Annotated in this window: 16 protein-coding genes; 12 read left to right on the top strand and 4 right to left on the bottom strand. The window is 66.4% G+C overall.

Features of this window, described 5'->3' with window-relative positions; translation table 11 throughout:
• Positions 1-15: 15 nt before the first annotated feature.
• Positions 16-597: a NifU family protein gene (locus tag ACWIKC_RS09105; protein WP_454597187.1), complete on the bottom strand. Its 582-nt coding sequence runs from the start codon at positions 595-597 to the stop codon at positions 16-18.
• A 98-nt stretch (positions 598-695) separates the two neighbouring features.
• On the opposite strand from ACWIKC_RS09105, the gene ACWIKC_RS09100 reads away from it, so the two are divergent.
• The 8 genes from ACWIKC_RS09100 to trxB all read left to right on the top strand — a co-directional run bounded on the left by ACWIKC_RS09100 (position 696) and on the right by trxB (position 11165).
• The gene (locus ACWIKC_RS09100; RefSeq protein WP_454597186.1) at positions 696-3674 is read left to right on the top strand and encodes a M16 family metallopeptidase; all 2979 of its coding nucleotides are present in this window, start codon (positions 696-698) and stop codon (positions 3672-3674) included.
• A 144-nt stretch (positions 3675-3818) separates the two neighbouring features.
• Entirely contained in the window at positions 3819-5192 is a 1374-nt protein-coding gene (locus tag ACWIKC_RS09095; protein ID WP_454599474.1) for a class II 3-deoxy-7-phosphoheptulonate synthase, read from the top strand.
• Between the two features lie 149 nt (positions 5193-5341).
• Complete coding sequence (gene egtB, locus ACWIKC_RS09090; protein ID WP_454599473.1) at positions 5342-6601, top strand: ergothioneine biosynthesis protein EgtB; 1260 nt, start codon at positions 5342-5344, stop codon at positions 6599-6601.
• Positions 6601-7599, top strand: a complete 999-nt coding sequence (egtD, locus tag ACWIKC_RS09085; protein ID WP_454597185.1) for an L-histidine N(alpha)-methyltransferase — start codon at positions 6601-6603, stop codon at positions 7597-7599. Before egtB ends, egtD begins: the two co-directional genes overlap by 1 nt.
• A 15-nt stretch (positions 7600-7614) precedes the next feature.
• Positions 7615-8556: an NAD(P)/FAD-dependent oxidoreductase gene (locus ACWIKC_RS09080; RefSeq protein WP_454597184.1), complete on the top strand. Its 942-nt coding sequence runs from the start codon at positions 7615-7617 to the stop codon at positions 8554-8556.
• 34 nt (positions 8557-8590) lie between these two features.
• Positions 8591-9289: a retropepsin-like aspartic protease family protein gene (locus ACWIKC_RS09075; protein WP_454597183.1), complete on the top strand. Its 699-nt coding sequence runs from the start codon at positions 8591-8593 to the stop codon at positions 9287-9289.
• 43 nt (positions 9290-9332) lie between these two features.
• Positions 9333-10112 (top strand): tyrosine-protein phosphatase, encoded by a 780-nt coding sequence (locus ACWIKC_RS09070; protein ID WP_454597182.1) that lies wholly within the window; start codon positions 9333-9335, stop codon positions 10110-10112.
• Between the two features lie 60 nt (positions 10113-10172).
• The gene (gene trxB / locus ACWIKC_RS09065; RefSeq protein ID WP_454597181.1) at positions 10173-11165 is read left to right on the top strand and encodes a thioredoxin-disulfide reductase; all 993 of its coding nucleotides are present in this window, start codon (positions 10173-10175) and stop codon (positions 11163-11165) included.
• A gap of 21 nt (positions 11166-11186) precedes the next feature.
• On the opposite strand, the gene ACWIKC_RS09060 is transcribed toward trxB, so the two are convergent.
• From ACWIKC_RS09060 to ACWIKC_RS09050, 3 genes are read right to left on the bottom strand one after another with little or no spacing between them, the layout of a single operon-like run.
• Positions 11187-11621 (bottom strand): MAPEG family protein, encoded by a 435-nt coding sequence (locus ACWIKC_RS09060; RefSeq protein WP_454597180.1) that lies wholly within the window; start codon positions 11619-11621, stop codon positions 11187-11189.
• Between the two features lie 35 nt (positions 11622-11656).
• The gene (locus ACWIKC_RS09055; RefSeq protein ID WP_454597179.1) at positions 11657-12109 is read right to left on the bottom strand and encodes an MAPEG family protein; all 453 of its coding nucleotides are present in this window, start codon (positions 12107-12109) and stop codon (positions 11657-11659) included.
• A 48-nt stretch (positions 12110-12157) separates the two neighbouring features.
• Positions 12158-13138: a threonine ammonia-lyase gene (locus ACWIKC_RS09050; RefSeq protein ID WP_454597178.1), complete on the bottom strand. Its 981-nt coding sequence runs from the start codon at positions 13136-13138 to the stop codon at positions 12158-12160.
• An 85-nt stretch (positions 13139-13223) separates the two neighbouring features.
• On the opposite strand from ACWIKC_RS09050, the gene ACWIKC_RS09045 reads away from it, so the two are divergent.
• The 4 genes from ACWIKC_RS09045 to ACWIKC_RS09030 all read left to right on the top strand — a co-directional run bounded on the left by ACWIKC_RS09045 (position 13224) and on the right by ACWIKC_RS09030 (position 17435).
• Positions 13224-14435, top strand: coding sequence for a saccharopine dehydrogenase family protein (locus ACWIKC_RS09045; RefSeq protein WP_454597177.1), 1212 nt, complete (start codon positions 13224-13226; stop codon positions 14433-14435).
• On the top strand, positions 14435-14806 hold the full coding sequence (locus ACWIKC_RS09040; RefSeq protein ID WP_454597176.1) for a hypothetical protein: 372 nt from the start codon (positions 14435-14437) through the stop codon (positions 14804-14806). The genes ACWIKC_RS09045 and ACWIKC_RS09040 overlap by 1 nt, the downstream gene beginning before the upstream one ends.
• 87 nt (positions 14807-14893) lie before the next feature.
• Positions 14894-16066 carry a carboxynorspermidine decarboxylase gene (locus ACWIKC_RS09035; RefSeq protein ID WP_454597175.1) on the top strand — a complete coding sequence of 391 codons (1173 nt, stop codon included), beginning with the start codon at positions 14894-14896 and terminating at the stop codon, positions 16064-16066.
• Positions 16067-16232: 166 nt separating this feature from the next.
• A complete protein-coding gene (locus ACWIKC_RS09030; RefSeq protein WP_454597174.1) occupies positions 16233-17435 on the top strand; it encodes a type III PLP-dependent enzyme in 1203 nt (400 codons plus the stop codon).
• Positions 17436-17482: the final 47 nt, after the last annotated feature.

The following is a 17482-nucleotide window of genomic DNA, read 5'->3' as shown; positions in this document are numbered from 1 at the left end:
AAAGTCTGGTCGAAATCAGGCCGCGCGGACTTCGATGACCTCCGGGACGTAATGTTTCAACAGGCCTTCGATGCCGTGCTTGAGCGTCGCGGAGGAGGAGGGGCAGCCCGAGCAGGCGCCCTGCAGCGTGAGGAAGACTATCCCGTCCTTAAAGCCGCGATACTGGATGTCGCCGCCATCGCCCGCCACCGCAGGACGCACGCGGGTGTCGAGCAATTCGTTGATCTGCGCGACGATATCCGCGTCCTCGGCACTTTCCTCGACAAGCAACTCGCCGCCTTCGGGGGGGACCGCGATTGCGCCGGCGGTGCCGGGCGCGAACAGCGGGGCCTCGGAAACGAAATGGTCGAGCAGGATCGAAAGCACCTGCGGCTTGAGCGCATTCCAGTCGACCCCGGGGGCTGCGGTCACCGAGATGAAATCGCTGCCGAAGAAGACGTTCACGACCTCGCCGGTGTCGAAAATCGCCTGCGCCAGAGGGCTGGCCTCGGCGGCTTCGGGATCGGCGAATTCGCGCGTGCCCTGGCTCATCACCTGCTGGCCGGGGAGGAATTTCAGGCTTGCCGGATTGGGCGTTGTTTCGGTCTCTATGAACATGCCTTGCGATGTAGGGTGCGCACCCGACCGGGGCAAGGCACCAGTTCTCGCCTTCGCGTTCACTATCGCTTCACCCATACGCGCCCTATAAGCGGCGCATGACCATTTTCGCGCGTGCCGCCCGGCGCCTAGCACTTCTCGCCCCGATCGCTCTTTTCGCCGTGCACCCCGTGCTGGCGCAGGAGATCGCGGCGCCGCTATCGCTTCCCGCTCCCGCTCCCGCTCCGGCGCCGACAGCGCTGCAGACCGGCGACGAAGTGCCGTGGATCTATCGCGGCAGCGATGTGCCGCGCGACGAGGAATGGCTGTTCGGCGAGATGGACAATGGCCTGCGCTACGCGGTGCGCCGCAACGGCGTGCCGCCCGACCAGGCCTCGATCCGGGTCCGCATCGATGCCGGCTCGCTGCACGAGGCCGAGAGCGAACTCGGCTATGCCCACCTGCTCGAACACCTGCTGTTCCGCGAGAGCAAATATCTCGGCACCTCCGAGGCGATCCCGACCTGGCAACGGCTGGGCGCCACCTTCGGCAGCGACACCAATGCCGAGACCAGCCCGACCCACACGGTCTACAAGCTCGACCTGCCCAATATCGATGAGGCCAAGCTCGAGGAGAGCATGAAGCTGCTCTCGGGCATGGTCCGCGAACCGGTGCTCAGCGATGTCACCGTCGGTGCCGAAGTGCCGATCATCCTTGCCGAGATGCGCGAACGCGGCGGCGCGGCGCAACGCAGCGCGGACGCGAGTCGTGCCACGCTGTTCGCCGGCCAGCGGCTTGCATCGCGCAATCCCATCGGCACAGTCGAAACGCTGCAAGCCGCCACCGGCAAGAGCGTCAACGCCTTCCACCGCCGCTGGTACCGGCCCGAGAATACCGTGATCGTCGCGGTCGGCGATGTCGATCCGATGCTGCTCGCCGCGCAGATCGAAGCGAAGTTCGGCGACTGGGAAGGACGCGGCGAACTGACCCCGGCCCCCGATTTCGGCGACCCCGTCGCGCCTCCCGCCACCGATCCGGCCAATCCGGTCGGCGAAACCGTGGCGATCGTCGAGCCCGATCTGCCGCGCAGCCTGACCTATGCGGTGCTGCGCCCGTGGCGCCCGGTGCAGGACACCATCGTCTACAATCAGGGCCTCCTGCGCGATTCGCTGGCGCAGGCGCTGATCAACCGGCGGCTGGAATCGCGCGCCCGCGCCGGTGGCAGCTATCTCTACGCGCAGGTCCGGCAGGACGATATCAGCCGCTCGACCGATGCTACCTTCGTCAGCCTTGCGCCGCTCAGCGAAGACTGGGAAACCGCGCTCGGCGATGTTCGCGGCGTCATTGCCGATGCGCTCGCCACCGCGCCTACCGAGGAGGAAATCGATCGCGAGATCGCCGAATTCGAACAGGTCTTCGAAAGCTCCGTCGCTGAACGCTCGGTGATGGCGGGCGGGCGGCTGGCCGACGATATCGTCCAGGCGGTCGATATCCGCGAGGCGGTCGCGGCGCCCGAGACCGTGCTCGAGGTGTTCCGCGGGATGAAGGATGCGATTACCCCGCAGCAGATCCTCGACCACACCCGCGCGCTGTTCGCGGGGCCGGTGATCCGCGCGGCCTATGTCACGCCTGCCGCAGGCGAGGCGAGCGCCGAGCAGCTGCGCGCCGCTCTCGCTGCTCCGGTCGAGCCCGATGGCAGTGCCCGGCTCACCGCCGCAACGATCGCTTTCGACGAACTGCCGCCCATCGGCGAAGCGGGTGAAGTGGTCCGGGCTGGTCCGATCGGCGTGCTCGATGTCGAACGCGTCGATTTCGCCAATGGCGTCAAGGCGCTGTTGTGGGCCAACAATGCAGAGCCGGGCCGCGTCTCGGTCAAGCTTCGTTTCGGCGGCGGCTATCGCTCGATCGATCCGGACCAGGCCGCCTATGTCCGGCTCGGCGAGATGGCGCTGATCGGCTCGGGCATCGGCGAATTGGGCGAGGAAGAGCTCGACCGTATCAGCACCGGGCGCAAGATGGGTTTCGACTTCGCGGTCGACGAAGGCGCCTTCACCTTCTTCGCGCAGACCCGCGCCGAGGATCTCGCCGACCAGCTCTATCTCTTCGCCGCCAAGCTCGATCAGCCGCGCTGGGATCCGAACCCGGTTCTGCGCGCGCAGGCCGCGGCGCGGCTGGCCTATGAAAGCTATGCCACCAGCCCGGCGGGCGTGCTCAACCGCGACCTCGACGCGCTGCTGCGCGATGGCGATGCGCGCTTCGCGACTCCAGACCTGGCTGCGCTTGCCGCGACCGACCCCGAGGGCTTCCGCGCCTTCTGGGAGCCGTTGCTGGCGCAAGGTCCGATCGAGGTGCTGATCTTCGGCGATTTCGAGCGCGACGAGGCGGTGGCGGCGCTGGCGAGCACCTTCGGCGCTCTCGAACCACGCGGCGACCTCGCTGCGGAAATCGCGGCGCGCGTCCCCTCCTTCCCCGAGGAGGAGGAAACGATCGTCCGCTATCATCGCGGCGATGCCAACCAGGCGGCGGCGGTGATCGCCTGGCCGAGCGGCGGCGGGGTCGCTGGCTTGCGCGAATCGCGCCAGCTCGAAATCCTCGTCCAGCTGTTCAACAACCGGCTGTTCGACGCGATGCGCGAGCGGGCGGGGGCCAGCTACGCGCCGATCGTGCGGTCCGAATGGCCGAGCGACATCGAGAGCGGCGGGCGGATCAGCGCGCTGGCGCAACTGCAGCCCGAGGACGTCCCGATTTTCTTCCAGGAAGCGGAGCGGATCGCCGATGAGCTCGCCACCACGCCCCCGGCCGAGGACGAGCTGGCGCGGGTGACCGAGCCGCTGCGCCAGTCGATCTCGCGCGCCTCGAGCGGCAATCTGTTCTGGCTCTACCAGCTTGAGGCTTCGACCGTCGATCCGCGCCGGATCGCGCTGCTGCGCTCGCTGCTGACCGATTATTCGCGGACCACGCCCGAGGCGATGATGCAACTGGCGCAGAAATATTTCGGCGGTCGCGACGGCTGGCGGCTAGCGGTGATCCCCGAGGGCGCGCAGCTCGCGGAGGAAATCCGTCCCTCGAGCGCCCCGGCACTGATGCAGGGACGCTGAGGCGGAGCCACTAATCCCGATCTCGGCAATCGGGTTTTTGCGCTGGCCAAGCAAAACATGCTTGCGTCATAACGTCGCCTACGCTTGCGATAATTGCGCAAGTGCGACGGCGATACTGCCGTGTGGCGAATGAATGGACCGATGATGACGCAGGCGTGGACGCCCGACAGCTGGACGCAATTCGAGGCGCGGCATTTGCCGCACTACGAAGACGCCAGCGCGCTGTCCGCCGCGCAGGAGACGCTCACCTCACATCCGCCGCTGGTCTTTGCCGGCGAGGCGCGCGCGCTCAAGGCAGATCTGGCGCAGGTTGCGGCTGGGGAGTCCTTCCTTCTGCAGGGCGGCGATTGCGCCGAGAGCTTCGCCGAATTCCACCCCGACAACATCCGCGACACCTTCCGCGTGATCCTGCAGATGGCGGTGGTGCTGACCTTTGCCAGCAAGCATCCGGTGGTGAAGGTCGGGCGGATGGCCGGGCAATTCGCCAAACCGCGCTCGTCGCCCACCGAGACGCAGGGCGACGTCACGCTGCCGAGCTATCTTGGCGACAACATCAACGGGATAGAATTCGACCCCGACACCCGGCGCAACGATCCCCAGCGCATGGTGCGCGCCTATTCGCAGGCCGCCGCCACGCTCAACCTGCTGCGCGCCTTCGCGGGCGGCGGCTATGCCAATCTGCGGCAGGTCCACCAGTGGACGCTCGACTTCATGGGGCGCAGCCCGTGGGCCGACAAATTCGCCGATATCGCCGACCGGATCGGCGAATCGCTCGATTTCATGGAAGCCTGCGGGATCGATCCGCACACCATGCCGCAATTGCAGCGCACCACCTTCTACACCAGCCACGAGGCGCTGCTGCTGCCCTACGAGCAGGTTATGACGCGCCGCGATTCGCTCACCGGCGACTGGTACGACACCAGCGCCCATATGGTCTGGATCGGCGACCGCACCCGCTTCGAGGGCAGCGCGCATGTCGAATTCGCGCGCGGTATCGGCAATCCGCTGGGCCTCAAATGCGGGCCGAACCTCGAGCCCGAGGCGCTGCTCCGGCTGCTCGACACGCTCAATCCCAAGCGCGAGCCCGGGCGGATCACGCTGATCAGCCGCTTCGGCCACGACAAGGTGGAAAAGGGCCTGCCGCCGCTGGTGCGCGCCGCAACCCGCGAAGGCCATCCGGTGGTGTGGAGCTGCGACCCGATGCACGGCAATGTCGTCAAGGCGGACAGCGGCTTCAAGACGCGGCCCTTCGACCGCATCCTGAGCGAGGTTAAGGGCTTCTTCGCGGTTCATCGCGCCGAGGGCACGCATCCCGGAGGAATCCATGTCGAGATGACCGGGCAGGACGTGACCGAATGCGTCGGCGGCGCGGTGGCGATCACCGACGAGGCTTTGGGCGATCGCTATCACACGCACTGCGACCCGCGCCTCAACGCCGCGCAATCGCTCGAACTCGCCTTCCTGCTGGCGGAAATGCTCAACGCCGAGGCGCAGGTTCGCCGGGCCGACGCGGCCTGAGCGGCTGGTCGCGAAATCGTCGCCTTAACATCGGTGCCGGAAAGGTTTTTCGCGGAACCCCTTTCGGAAACGGCGGTTTCTCGTCATTGTGAGGCTCGCTCGCCGTCCAATAGCAGTCGCATTTTCGAGGGGGTCTGACCGTGACTCAGTTGCAGCCTAGATCCGTCTTCGCGCCTTCGCTCGGGCTCGCCGAGCGGTTTCGGGCTACGCGCGCGCTCAGCGAAGCGCTGGCCGCGCCGCTGTCCGATGCCGACGCGACGATCCAGTCGATGGCCGACGCTTCCCCCGCCAAATGGCATCTGGCGCACACCACCTGGTTCTGGGAAACCTTTCTGCTGCGCGAACATGGCGCGGACTATGCGCTGTTCGACGAGCGCTGGGCGTTCATCCACAATTCCTATTACGAGACCGAGGGCGAGAGGATCGCGCGGTTCGCGCGCGGGATGCTGTCGCGCCCCTCGCTCGACGAGGTGCTGGCCTATCGCGCGCATGTCAGCGCGGCGATGGAGGGGCTACTCGAGGATCCGAAGCATGCCGAGCTGATCGCGCTGGGTGTCGCGCATGAACAGCAGCACCAGGAATTGCTGTTGACCGATATCAAGCACGCGCTGTTCCAGAACCCGCTTGGTCCGGCGATGTGGGATGCCGACGCATTGGACAGCGGCGAGGCTCCATCCGCGCCCTCCGACGACCTCTGGCACCGCCACCCCGGGGGCATCGCCCGGATCGGTCATCAGGAGGAGGGTTTCGCCTTCGACAATGAAGGCCCCGCGCATCGCACTCTGCTCGAACCCTTTGCGCTCGCCCGGCAGCTGGTCACCAATCGCGAATGGGACGCCTTCATCGCCGATGGCGGCTACGAGACAGCGACGCTGTGGCTGTCGGACGGCTGGGGCTGGGTGAAGGACAAGGGCGTCTCCGCGCCGCTCTACTGGCGCGACGAGGAGCAGTTCACGCTCGCCGGCTGGCAACCCCGCAACCCCGATGCTCCGGTCACGCATATCTCCTATTTCGAGGCCGATGCCTTCGCCAGCTGGGCGGGCGAGCGGCTGCCGACCGAGGGCGAATGGGAAGCGATCGCTCGCGGGCAGGAAGGCGAGGGCGCGGCGCATGATCCCGCCGCGGGCAACCAGCTCGACAGGGCGGGCCCCGCCCACCCGCACGGCAGCGAAAGCCTGTTCGGCGATTGTTGGCAGTTCACCCGCTCGGGCTATTTGCCCTACCCGCGGTTCCAGCCCGCGCCGGGCGCGGTGGGCGAATACAACGGCAAGTTCATGAGCGGGCAGTTCGTCCTCAAGGGTGCCAGCTGCGCCACCGCGCGCGGCCATTCGCGCGCCAGCTACCGCAACTTCTTCTACCCCCACCAGCGCTGGCAGTTCACCGGCCTGCGCCTCGCCAGGGATCTGTGATGACAACCAGCGAAGCAATAACCCTCGTCGACCGCGACGAGGCCGGGATCGACCGCGCGTTTCGCGCCGATGTGCTCGAGGGTCTGCGCGCATCGCGCAAGGCGATCCCCGCGCGCTGGCTCTACGACGATGCCGGCTCGCAATTGTTCGAGGATATTACCCAGGTCCCAGAATACTATCCCACCCGCGCCGAGACCGAGATTCTCACCGCGCGCGCCGAAGAGATTGCTGCGGCGGTCGGGCCGGGGCGTGCGGTGGTCGAGTTCGGCTCGGGCAGCTCGGTCAAGACCCCGCTGCTGCTCGATGCGATCGCGCCGTCCTCCTATGTCCCGCTCGACATCGCGGGCGATTTCCTGCGCCAGGCGGCAGCGGAGCTGTCTGCCAAGTTCCCCGGTCTGCCGGTCTATCCGGTCGAGGCCGATTTCATGAGCGAGGTCACGCTGCCAGCCGCGGTGGAGCGCACCCCCAAGCTCGGTTTCTTCCCCGGATCGACCATCGGCAATATGGTCGCCTGGACCGCGGTCGAACTGCTGCGTTCGATGCGGCTCACGCTGCAGGCGGATCACGGGGTGCAGCCGCTTCTGCTGATCGGTATGGATCTGGTCAAGGATACGGCGGTGCTGGAAGCCGCCTATGACGATGCCGGCGGGGTGACGGGCGAATTCAACCTCAATCTCGCGCGGCGGATCAATCGCGAGCTCGAGGGCACCATTCCCATCGAAAGCCTGCGCCATGTCGCCCGCTGGAACGATGCCTATGCCCGCGTCGAGATGCATCTCGAAGCCACCCGCGATATCGAATTCAAAGTTTCCGGCGAGTCGTTCTCGCTGGCGGCGGGCGAGACGATCCATACCGAGAACAGCCACAAGTTCACCCACCGCAGCGCCGACATGCTGCTCCATGCCGCCGGCTGGTCGCCGCGCAACCGCTGGCTCGACGGCGAGGAGCGCTTCTCGCTGATCCTCGCCGAGGCGACCGACCCGCGCAAGGCACCCTGACGCTGTGATTCTGCGATGAAGGTTGCGATCATCGGGGCGGGGATGGCCGGGCTGTCCTGCGCGCGGGCGCTGGCGCAGGCCGGGGTGGCCGCGGACATCTTCGACAAGGGGCGCGGGCCCGGTGGGCGCATGTCGACCCGGCGCGTCGAGGTGGACGGGCGCGAGTTGCGTTTCGACCACGGGGCGCAATATTTTACCGCGCGCGACGAGCGGTTCCGATCCGAGGTTACGGCATGGCGGGCAGCGGGCAGGGTCGCGCCCTGGCCCTCGGCGGGCGCCGAGGCTCTGGTTGGCGTTCCCGGAATGAACGAACCCGTCCGTGCCATGGCCGAAGGGCTCGATGTCCGCTGGGCGACGCGCATCGACCGTCTCGAGCGGGTCGCGGGGCAGTGGGTGCTGCATGGCGGGGAGGGCGCGCACTCCGGCTACACCAGCGTCGTCATCGCCGTTCCAGCCGAGCAGGCGGGGCCGCTGGCGGCGCCCTTCTCGGCGGAGTTTGCCGATCGCGCCGAGCGGACGACGTCGGAGCCATGCTGGACGGTGATGGCCTGTTTCGCGCTAACCCTGCCGCTCGCCGATACGATCACGACCGGCGAAGGCGTGGCATGGGCGGCGCGCGATGGCGCCAAGCCGGGCCGCAGCGGCAGTGAGAGCTGGGTCCTCCAGGCCTCGCCGCAATGGACGCGCGACCATCTCGACGAACCGCCCGAACAAATCGCCACGGAACTGCTCGCTGCCTTCTTCGCCGAGAATGCCATCGCGCCAGCGCAGCCAAGCTATCTCGCCGCGCATCGCTGGCTCTATGCGAAGGCGCAGCCGGTCGCGGGCGAACCCGCGCTGTGGGACGCATCGCTGGGCCTGGGTCTGGCGGGAGACTGGCTGCTTGCCCCGCGCATCGAAAGCGCGTGGATTTCCGGGCGCGAGCTGGCCGATCGGATGATCGCCACATTCGAGTGATCGCTTCTCCCGTCGCGGCGAGGCGCAGCGGTTCATGGACCTGCAGGGGTCGCGTTCCTATATCGCGGTGATGGACTTCGCCCCAGCCTTCGATGCGACCGCCGATATCGTGCGCTCGATCCCCCGCTTCGAACTGCTGATCGCCGCGATCGTAGCAATGGTTGGCGGCTGGATCGGCGCGGTGATGGTGCATCGCCGGGTGCCCGCCGGGCGCGTTGTCCGCACGCTGAGCACGCTGGCGCTGGGCGCGATCCTGATCACCGTGGTCCTCCAGCTGTCGCGCTTCGATACGCGCATCGACCTCGCGGTGCCGCAGCTTGGCCTGCCTGCGCAGGTGGTCGAAGGAGGCGAGACGCGCATTCCGCTCTCGCCCGACGGGCATTACTGGCTCAACGCGCAGCTCAACGGGGTGCCCGCCAGTTTCCTCGTCGATACCGGGGCCACGGTGACCGCGGTCTCGCAGGAGGTCGCCGATCGCGCGGGCCTCGCCGCGCGGACCGGGGGCATCCCGGTGCGGATAACCACCGCCAATGGCGCGATCAACGCGCAGATCTCCACCGCCGACACGCTGAGCTTCGGTAACATCGAGGCCAGCGGGATCGACGTCATCATCGCCCCCAATCTGGGCCAGACCAATGTGCTCGGCATGAACGTCCTATCGCGGCTCGCGGGCTGGCGGGTCGAGGGACAGACGCTGATCCTCGTGCCCGCGCAAGGTGACCTCAACGAATAGACTGCGCTTGTTGCCAGCGCCCGGCGCTGCCACGCTGCGACGCATGATTCGCGAACCATTCGTCCCCACCGAGGGCATTCACAATTTCCGCGATTACGGCGGCTGGCAGGTCGCCGGCGGGGGGCATGTCCGCAGCGGGCTGCTCTACCGCTCGGGCCAGCATGTCGGCGCCAGCGATGCCGATCTCGCCGCCATTGCCGCGCTCGATATCCGCACCGTGATCGACCTGCGCGGCACATCGGAGCGCGAGCGCAACCCCTGCCGCCGCGCCGAGGGCTTTGCCGGCGAAGTGATCGCCCACGATGGCGAGACGAGTTCGAGCCCGCCGCATATGGATGTCGATGCGAGCACCACCACCGAGGAATTCGCGCGCCAGCGGATGATCGCGGTCTATACCCGCATGCCGCGCAATCCGGCGATGATCGCGATGTTCGGGCGCTATTTCCGCGCGCTGGACGAGCGCGACGGCGCCAGCCTGGTGCATTGCTTCGCGGGCAAGGATCGCACCGGGGTGGCGGCGATGTTGCTGCTCCATGTGCTGGGCGCCAGCGAGGAGGACCAGCTCGCCGAGTTTTTGCGCACCAATGCGGCGCCCACGCTATCGGTGCTGCGCGAACAGTCGATCCCCGGCATAGAGCAGCGGCTGGGCCGCAAGCTCGAGGAACCCGCCATCCGCGCGCTGCTCGAGGTGCATGAGGACTATCTCGCGACCTATCGCGAGGAGGTGGCGCGCAAGCACGGTTCGCTCGATGCCTATCTCGAAAGCATCATAGGTGTGGACGAGGCGATGCGCGAACGGCTGCAGTCGCGGCTGGTGGCGTGACAGCGGCGCAACCGCTCCCCATATAGCCGCTTCATCGACACAATCCCTGAGAGACTTTCCATGGCCACCCACCGCACCAAACTGCTCATCATCGGCTCCGGCCCCGCGGGCTATTCCGCCGCGATCTATGGCGCGCGCGCGATGATGGAGCCGATCGTGGTGCAGGGGCTCCAGCCCGGCGGCCAGCTGACGATCACCACCGATGTCGAGAACTATCCCGGCTTTCGCGACGTGGTGCAGGGCCCCTGGCTGATGGAGGAGATGCAGGCGCAGGCCGAGCATGTCGGCACCAAGATGATGTGGGACACCATCGTCGAGGTCGATCTGGCAGGCGGCTCGCCGTTCCGTGCGATTGGCGACAGCGGCGACGAATATATCGGCGATGCGCTGGTGATCGCTACCGGGGCGCAGGCCAAATGGCTGGGCGCGCCGGGCGAACAGGAGCTGGGCGGCAAGGGCGTTTCGGCCTGCGCCACCTGCGACGGGTTCTTCTACCGCGGCAAGACCGTCGCGGTGATCGGCGGCGGCAACACCGCGGTCGAGGAAGCGCTCTACCTCACCAACCATTCGGACAATGTCACGCTGGTCCACCGCCGCGATTCGCTTCGCGCCGAGAAGATCCTGCAGGAGCGGCTACTCAACCACCCCAAGATTTCGGTGCTGTGGAACAAGGCGGTCGACAGCTTCGCAGGCGATCCGCTCGCGGGCGGGCTGACCCACCTCAATCTGCGCGATACCGTCGACGGCTCGGCGAGCGAGCTGAAGGTCGATGGCGCCTTTGTCGCAATCGGCCATTCACCCGCGACCGAGCTATTCAAGGGCAAGCTGCCGATGGATGATGGCGGCTATCTGCTGGTCGAACCCGGCACCCCCAAGACCGAAGTGCCCGGCGTCTTCGCGGCCGGCGATGTGACCGACCACGTCTATCGCCAGGCGGTGACCGCCGCAGGGATGGGCTGCATGGCTGCGCTGGACGCCGAGCGGTTTCTCGCCAACCTCGAGATCGATACCGACGGTCACGCCCACGCTCCGCAGCAGGTGGCGGCGGAGTGATCCTTCTAGCGAAGTGACCGGCTAGAAGTGGATGTCGAAGGCCCAGATCGCGGCGTGGAAGACGAGCGCGATCAGCACCAGGCTCGATAGGGCGAACAGCACGAAGCGCACCGCGACCGCATTGACCGTCGCCTGGACCAGAGAGTGCAGCACCCTGATGCCGACATAGGCCCAGGCCAGAACCGCGTTGAACCCGTCGCCCCAGCCGACCATCGCGAGCAGCAGGCAGACCGCGTAGAACACGGTCGGCTGCTCGTGCAGATGGTTGTAATTGTGCGCCTTCCACTGGACATGCGCGGGCAGCCGCTCGTCGAGCACGCCGGTCGCGCGCGCGTCGTTGGGTGCGAGCCCGGCCTTGGTCATCGCGGGCAGGCGGGTGGCGTACATCCACACCCACATGATCATGGTCCAGGCCAGCAGCACAACGACCGGCTGGAGGATGGCGGACTCGTTCATGGTATTCTCCGTCAATTAGGCCATCGATTGGGCCATCAGCTGGGCGCGAGACCCGGGTCGAACAGCAGCGTCGCCATCACCGCGCGCACCGCCAGAACCAGCAGCGCGAAGGTGGAAAGCATGAAGAACAGGAAGCGGATATTCACCACATTGACCGTCGCCTGATAGACCGAATGGACGATCCGCAGCGCGACATAGATCCACGCCAGCACCACATCCATTGCGCCCGCGCCCATGACCGCCAGGATCAGCGCGGTGGGGTAGAAGATGGTCGGCTGTTCCATCAGATGCGCGTAATTATGCGCCTTCCACTGGACCTTGTCGGGGATGACGCCATCGAGATCCTGCCCGCGGCCACCGGGCTTGGCGTCCTTCAATCCGCCGCCAAGGCCCTTCATCGCAGGCAGACGGGTAAACGCCATCCAGAACAACATGACGAGCGACCAGAGCACCAGCACGGCGGCCGGCGCGAGCATTTGAGCTTGCATTGAGTATTCTCCCTGTTGCCCGCGAAACTAGGGCGAGGCAGAAGATTGTCAAACGCGCGATGGCGGCGCGCCGGTCCCGGTAATCGTCGCGGCGAAGCTGGCCGCATCTGTGTTGCCCCCGGTCAGCATCACCACGCTGCGCTCGTCGAGCTTGACCTTGCCGGCCAGCGCCGCCGCCAGCGCCGCCGCGCCACCCGGTTCGACCACCAGCCGCAGCGTGGCAAAGGCGAAGCGCTGAGCCGCGCGAACCTCCTCGTCGGTGACGGTGACTCCCGGCTCGGCGCGGTCCTGCAGCACCGCCAGATTGATCGGCTTGGTGGCATCGGGCTGGAGCGCATCGCAGATGGTCGCGGGCGGATTGGCGCCGACGGACACGATTTCGCGGCTGGCAAGCGCCTGCCCGACCATGTCCCAGCCCTCGGGCTCGACCGGCACCACCGCGCTGTCGGGGCAGGCGAGCGCCAGCCCCGCCGCCAGCCCTCCGCCGCCGCAGCAGACGACGATCCGCGAGGGCTCGCCGCCCAATTGCGCGGCAATCTCGATCCCGGCGCTGCCCTGGCCTTCGATCACCCAGGGGTCGCCGAAGGCATGGACCAGCACCGCGCCGCGGCGCTCGACCTCGCGTGCGGCGACCTCGTCGCGATCCTCGCCGGGGCGCTCGTAGAGGATGATTTCGGCGCCCAGCGCCTTGGTCGCCTCGAGCTTCACCCGCGGCGCATTGCGCGGCATCACGATGGCGGCGGGAATGCCCAGCCGCCGCGCCGCCCAGGCGACCCCTTGCGCATGATTGCCGCTCGACACCGCGACCACTCCGCGTTGCCGCTCCTCGGGCGTCAGGTTCGAGAGCCGCCACCAGCCGCCGCGAATCTTGAACGCGCCCACCGGCTGCAGCGTCTCGGCCTTCGCATGGCAGCGCACCCCGCCGATCTCCACCGGCAGCAGCGGGGTGGGGGGCAGGATCGCGGCGATGCTATGCGCAGCGGCGATGACGCCCTCGCGTGTCGGCATGCGGATGGTTTCTCGGATCATGTTGCGGGGCTAGCGCATTTCCCTATGTGAGCAAGCATCACGCCGGCCCCGCGAGCGCGCCGGCCCGGCAAGCAATGGAGTTATTATGTCGACAGTTCTGGTCATCGGCGCGGGCGGCGTCAGTTCGGTATGCGTGCACAAGATGGCAATGAGTGCGGATATCTTCGCGGACATCCATCTCGCCAGCCGCACCAAGTCGAAATGCGATTCCATCGCGCGCAGTGTCAAGGAGCGCACCGGGCAAGATATCGCCACCTACGAGATCGACGCCGAGGAAGTCCCGGCGATGGTCAACCTGATCCGCAAGGTGCAGCCCAGCCTCGTCGTCAATCTGGCGCTGCCCTATCAGGACCTGCCGATCATGGACGCCTGCCTCGAGGCCGGGGTCCATTATCTCGACACCGCGAATTACGAGCCCAAGGACGAGGCCAAGTTCGAGTACAAATGGCAATGGGCCTATCACGACCGCTTCAAGGAAGCGGGGATCATGGCACTGCTCGGTTCCGGCTTCGATCCCGGCGTGACATCGGTCTTCACCATGTGGCTCAAGAAGCACAAGCTCAAGACCATCCGCCAGCTCGACATTCTCGACTGCAACGGCGGCGATCACGGCCAGCATTTCGCCACCAATTTCAATCCGGAAATCAACATTCGCGAAATCACCGCGCCCGCGCGCCACTGGGAAAACGGCGCCTTCGTCGAGACACCTGCGCTGGCGAAGAAAGTCGAATTCGACTTCGAGGCCGTCGGCCCCAAGAACATGTACATGATGTACCACGAGGAGCTCGAAAGCCTTGCCCGCTTCGTCCCCGAGCTCGAGCGCGCGCGCTTCTGGATGACATTCGGCGATCAGTACATCACGCATCTCACCGTGCTGCAGAATGTCGGCATGACCAGTATCGAACCGGTCAAGTACCAGGGCCGCGACATCGTCCCGCTGCAATTCCTCGCCGCCGTGCTGCCCAAGCCCGAATCGCTGGGCGAGACCACCAAGGGCAAGACCAATATCGGCGTCATCGCGACCGGCGAGGCGCTCGACGGTTCGGGTGAGAAGACCTTCTACATCAACAACATCTGCGATCACGAGGATGCCTATGCCGAAACCGGCAACCAGGCGGTTTCCTATACCACCGGCGTTCCCGCGATGATCGGCAGCGCGATGGTGCTGCAGGGCGCGTGGAAGGGTGATGGGGTGTTCAACATCGAGGAGTTCGATCCCGACCCCTTCATGGACATGCTCAACGCCCATGGCCTGCCGTGGAACGTCGAGGAGCTCGGCGGGCCGGTCGATTTTTGATGCGCGGGCTCCTCATCCTGGGCTCGGCCCTGCTGGCGACCGCGTGTGTTCCCGCCGAAGCGCCCGACACCGCCGAGCAGCCGTTCGAGATGACGCTCTCCGGCGCCGAACGCGCAAGCTGCGCTGCCGACGGAGGCACGGTCGAGCGCCGCGGGCGAATCGGTGCCGAGCTGTGCGTGATCCCCTTCGCGGATGCCGGAAAATCCTGCACCGACGCGGCGCAATGCGAAGGCCAGTGCATCGCCGAGGAAACCGGACCTCAGCCTGACGTCGAGAACCCCAAAGGCATGTGCCAGGCCGACGACCGCCTGTTCGGCTGCTACAGCACGCTCGAGGATGGCAAGGTCGCAACCACGATCTGCGTCGACTGATGGCAGCCGCGGTCGGTGACCCGACTGCGGCTCGTTATTAGGAGGCCTACGGATCGACCAACGACGGCAATTGAGAACGGACTGATTATGGAAACCAAAGCCGGTGATCCGGGCGCCTTCGCGCAGTTCGACCTGTCTCGCGTCGACAGCCCCGCCTTCGTGGTCGATGCCGCGAAACTGCGCGCCAATTGCCAGGTGCTGGCCGATATCCGCGACGCCGCCGACATCAAGGTGCTCTCGGCGCTCAAGGCTTTCTCGATGTGGTCGGTCGCGCCGTTGATCGGCGAATATCTCGATGGGGTCTGCGCCTCGGGCCTGTGGGAAGCACGGCTGGCGGGCGAGTTCTACGATGGCGAGATCGCCACCTATTGCGCGGCCTACAAGCCCGAGGATCTCGAGGAGATCTGCCGACTGTCGGATCATCTGATCTTCAATTCGCCCGCGCAGATGCGCCGCGCCGCGCTGATCCTCGAGCAGGCGCGCGCTACCGGGGGCGATTTCGACGTCGGCCTCAGGATCAACCCGCAGGTCCCCACCGGCGAGGTCCCGCGCTACGATCCCTCGAGCCCCGGCTCGCGGCTCGGCTTCCCGCTCGACCAGCTCACCCAGGAGCATATGGAGGGTGTCGCGGGGATCCATTTCCACAATCTGTGCGAACAGGATTTCGCCCCGCTCGCCGAAACCTGGGACCGGGTTTTCGATGCGATCGAGCCCTATTTCGGCCAGCTCAAATGGATTAACATGGGCGGTGGGCATCACATCACCCGCGCCGACTACCAGCGCGAGGAACTGATCGAATTCCTGCGCGACGCCAAGGAGGACACCGGCGCCGAGATCTATCTCGAACCGGGGGAGGCGGTTGCGCTCGATGCGGGGATCCTCGTCGGCACCATCCTCGACACCGGGGTCAACGAAGTACCCTTCGCGATCGTCGATATCTCCGCCACCTGCCACATGCCCGATGTGATCGAGGCGCCCTATCGACCCGCGATGTTGCACGAGACGGGCGAGGGCGCCGCAGTGCGGCTCGGCGGCCCATCCTGCCTCGCGGGCGATGTCATCGGCGACTATCGCCTGTCGGTCCCCGCCGAGCCGGGGCAGCGCATCGCCTTTCTCGACCAGGCGCATTATTCGATGGTCAAGACCAACACCTTCAACGGGGTGCCGCTGCCCTCGATCTGGCTGTGGGACAGCGAAAGCGACGCGCTCGAGCTGGTCAGGAGCTTTGGTTACGAGGATTTTCGCAACCGCCTTTCGTGATGCGCGCCGGTAGCAGGAACTGCGGCCTTTCGACCGAAATTTCCTTGCTTTTGCGCGGTCAGGCCTTACATGCGCTCTCCCGCTGCCGGAGCCCCTTTAACAAGGGCGGGACTGACGACCGCTAGGCAGCCCTTGTCACGAACAAACGTTTTGGGGGTCCCTTGAATTGCACACATATCCTGACGCCCGGTCCGTAGTTCGCGCTCTCGCGCCAGACGAACCCGTCATTCTGAACCGTCCGCACGCTGCCACGCGCGCGGCGCGCTTCTTCGTCGAGAAATTTCCCGGCAAGTCGCTCTATGCGGTGAAGGCCAATCCTTCGCCCGATCTGCTGCGCGTGCTGTGGAACGCCGGAGTGACGCATTACGACGTCGCCTCGATTGCCGAGGTGCGGCTGGTGCGCGGCATCCTGCCCGAGGCGGTGCTGTGCTTCATGCATCCGATCAAGGCGCCCAGCGCCATCCGCGAGGCCTATCGCCTCCACGGGGTCAAAACCTTCAGCCTCGACAGCGTCGAGGAGCTCGAGAAGATCGTCGCCGCCTGCACCGATGATGCGGGCGAGCCGGCCACCGATCTGCGGCTCTGCGTGCGGCTCAGGGTGTCTTCCGAGTTCTCCGAGCTCAGCCTTGCCAGCAAGTTCGGCTGCGACCTCACCGAGGGGCCGCTGCTGCTCCAGCAGGCGCGCCAGCATGCGGACTGGCTGGGCGTGTGCTTCCACGTCGGCAGCCAGGCGATGAGCCCTTTCGCCTATGTCCAGGCGCTCGACCGCACCCGCGCGGCGATCGCCGAAGCATCGGTGGTGATCGACATGATCGATGTCGGCGGGGGCTTCCCCAGCGTCTATCCCGGTCTCGAGCCGCCGCCGCTGGAAGATTATTTCACCATCATCCACCAGCATTTCTACGCGCTGCCGATCGCCTACAACGCCGAGCTGTGGTGCGAGCCCGGCCGCGCGCTGTGCGCGGAGTACTCGTCGCTGGTGGTCAAGGTCGAGAAGCGCCGCGGTGAGGAACTCTACATCAACGATGGCGCCTATGGTGCGCTGTTCGATGCCGCGCATGTCGACTGGAAATTCCCGGTCCGCGCGCTGGAGGACGACCTCATCAAGCCCGACGCCGAATTCGCCTTCTACGGCCCGACCTGCGACGATGCCGATTACATGCCCGGTCCCTTCGCGCTGCCTGAGGATATCCAGGCGGGCGACTTTATCGAAATCGGGATGCTGGGCGCCTATGGCGCGGCGATGAAGACCGATTTCAACGGCTTCGGCGCGACCCAGAGCCTGATCGTCGAGGACGAGCCGATGGCCAGCCTCTACGACGGCAGCCGTGCCCGCAAGGTCAGCGACAATGTGGTGAGCCTGCGATAGGTCCATCGAGTTCGGTTGGCCGAAAGACCGCTTCGCCGACGGCCGTC

This window comes from Qipengyuania sp. SM2507 (assembly GCF_053714505.1).
Note: the sequence above shows the minus strand (reverse complement) of the source record. Positions and strands in the feature narration are given on the sequence as shown.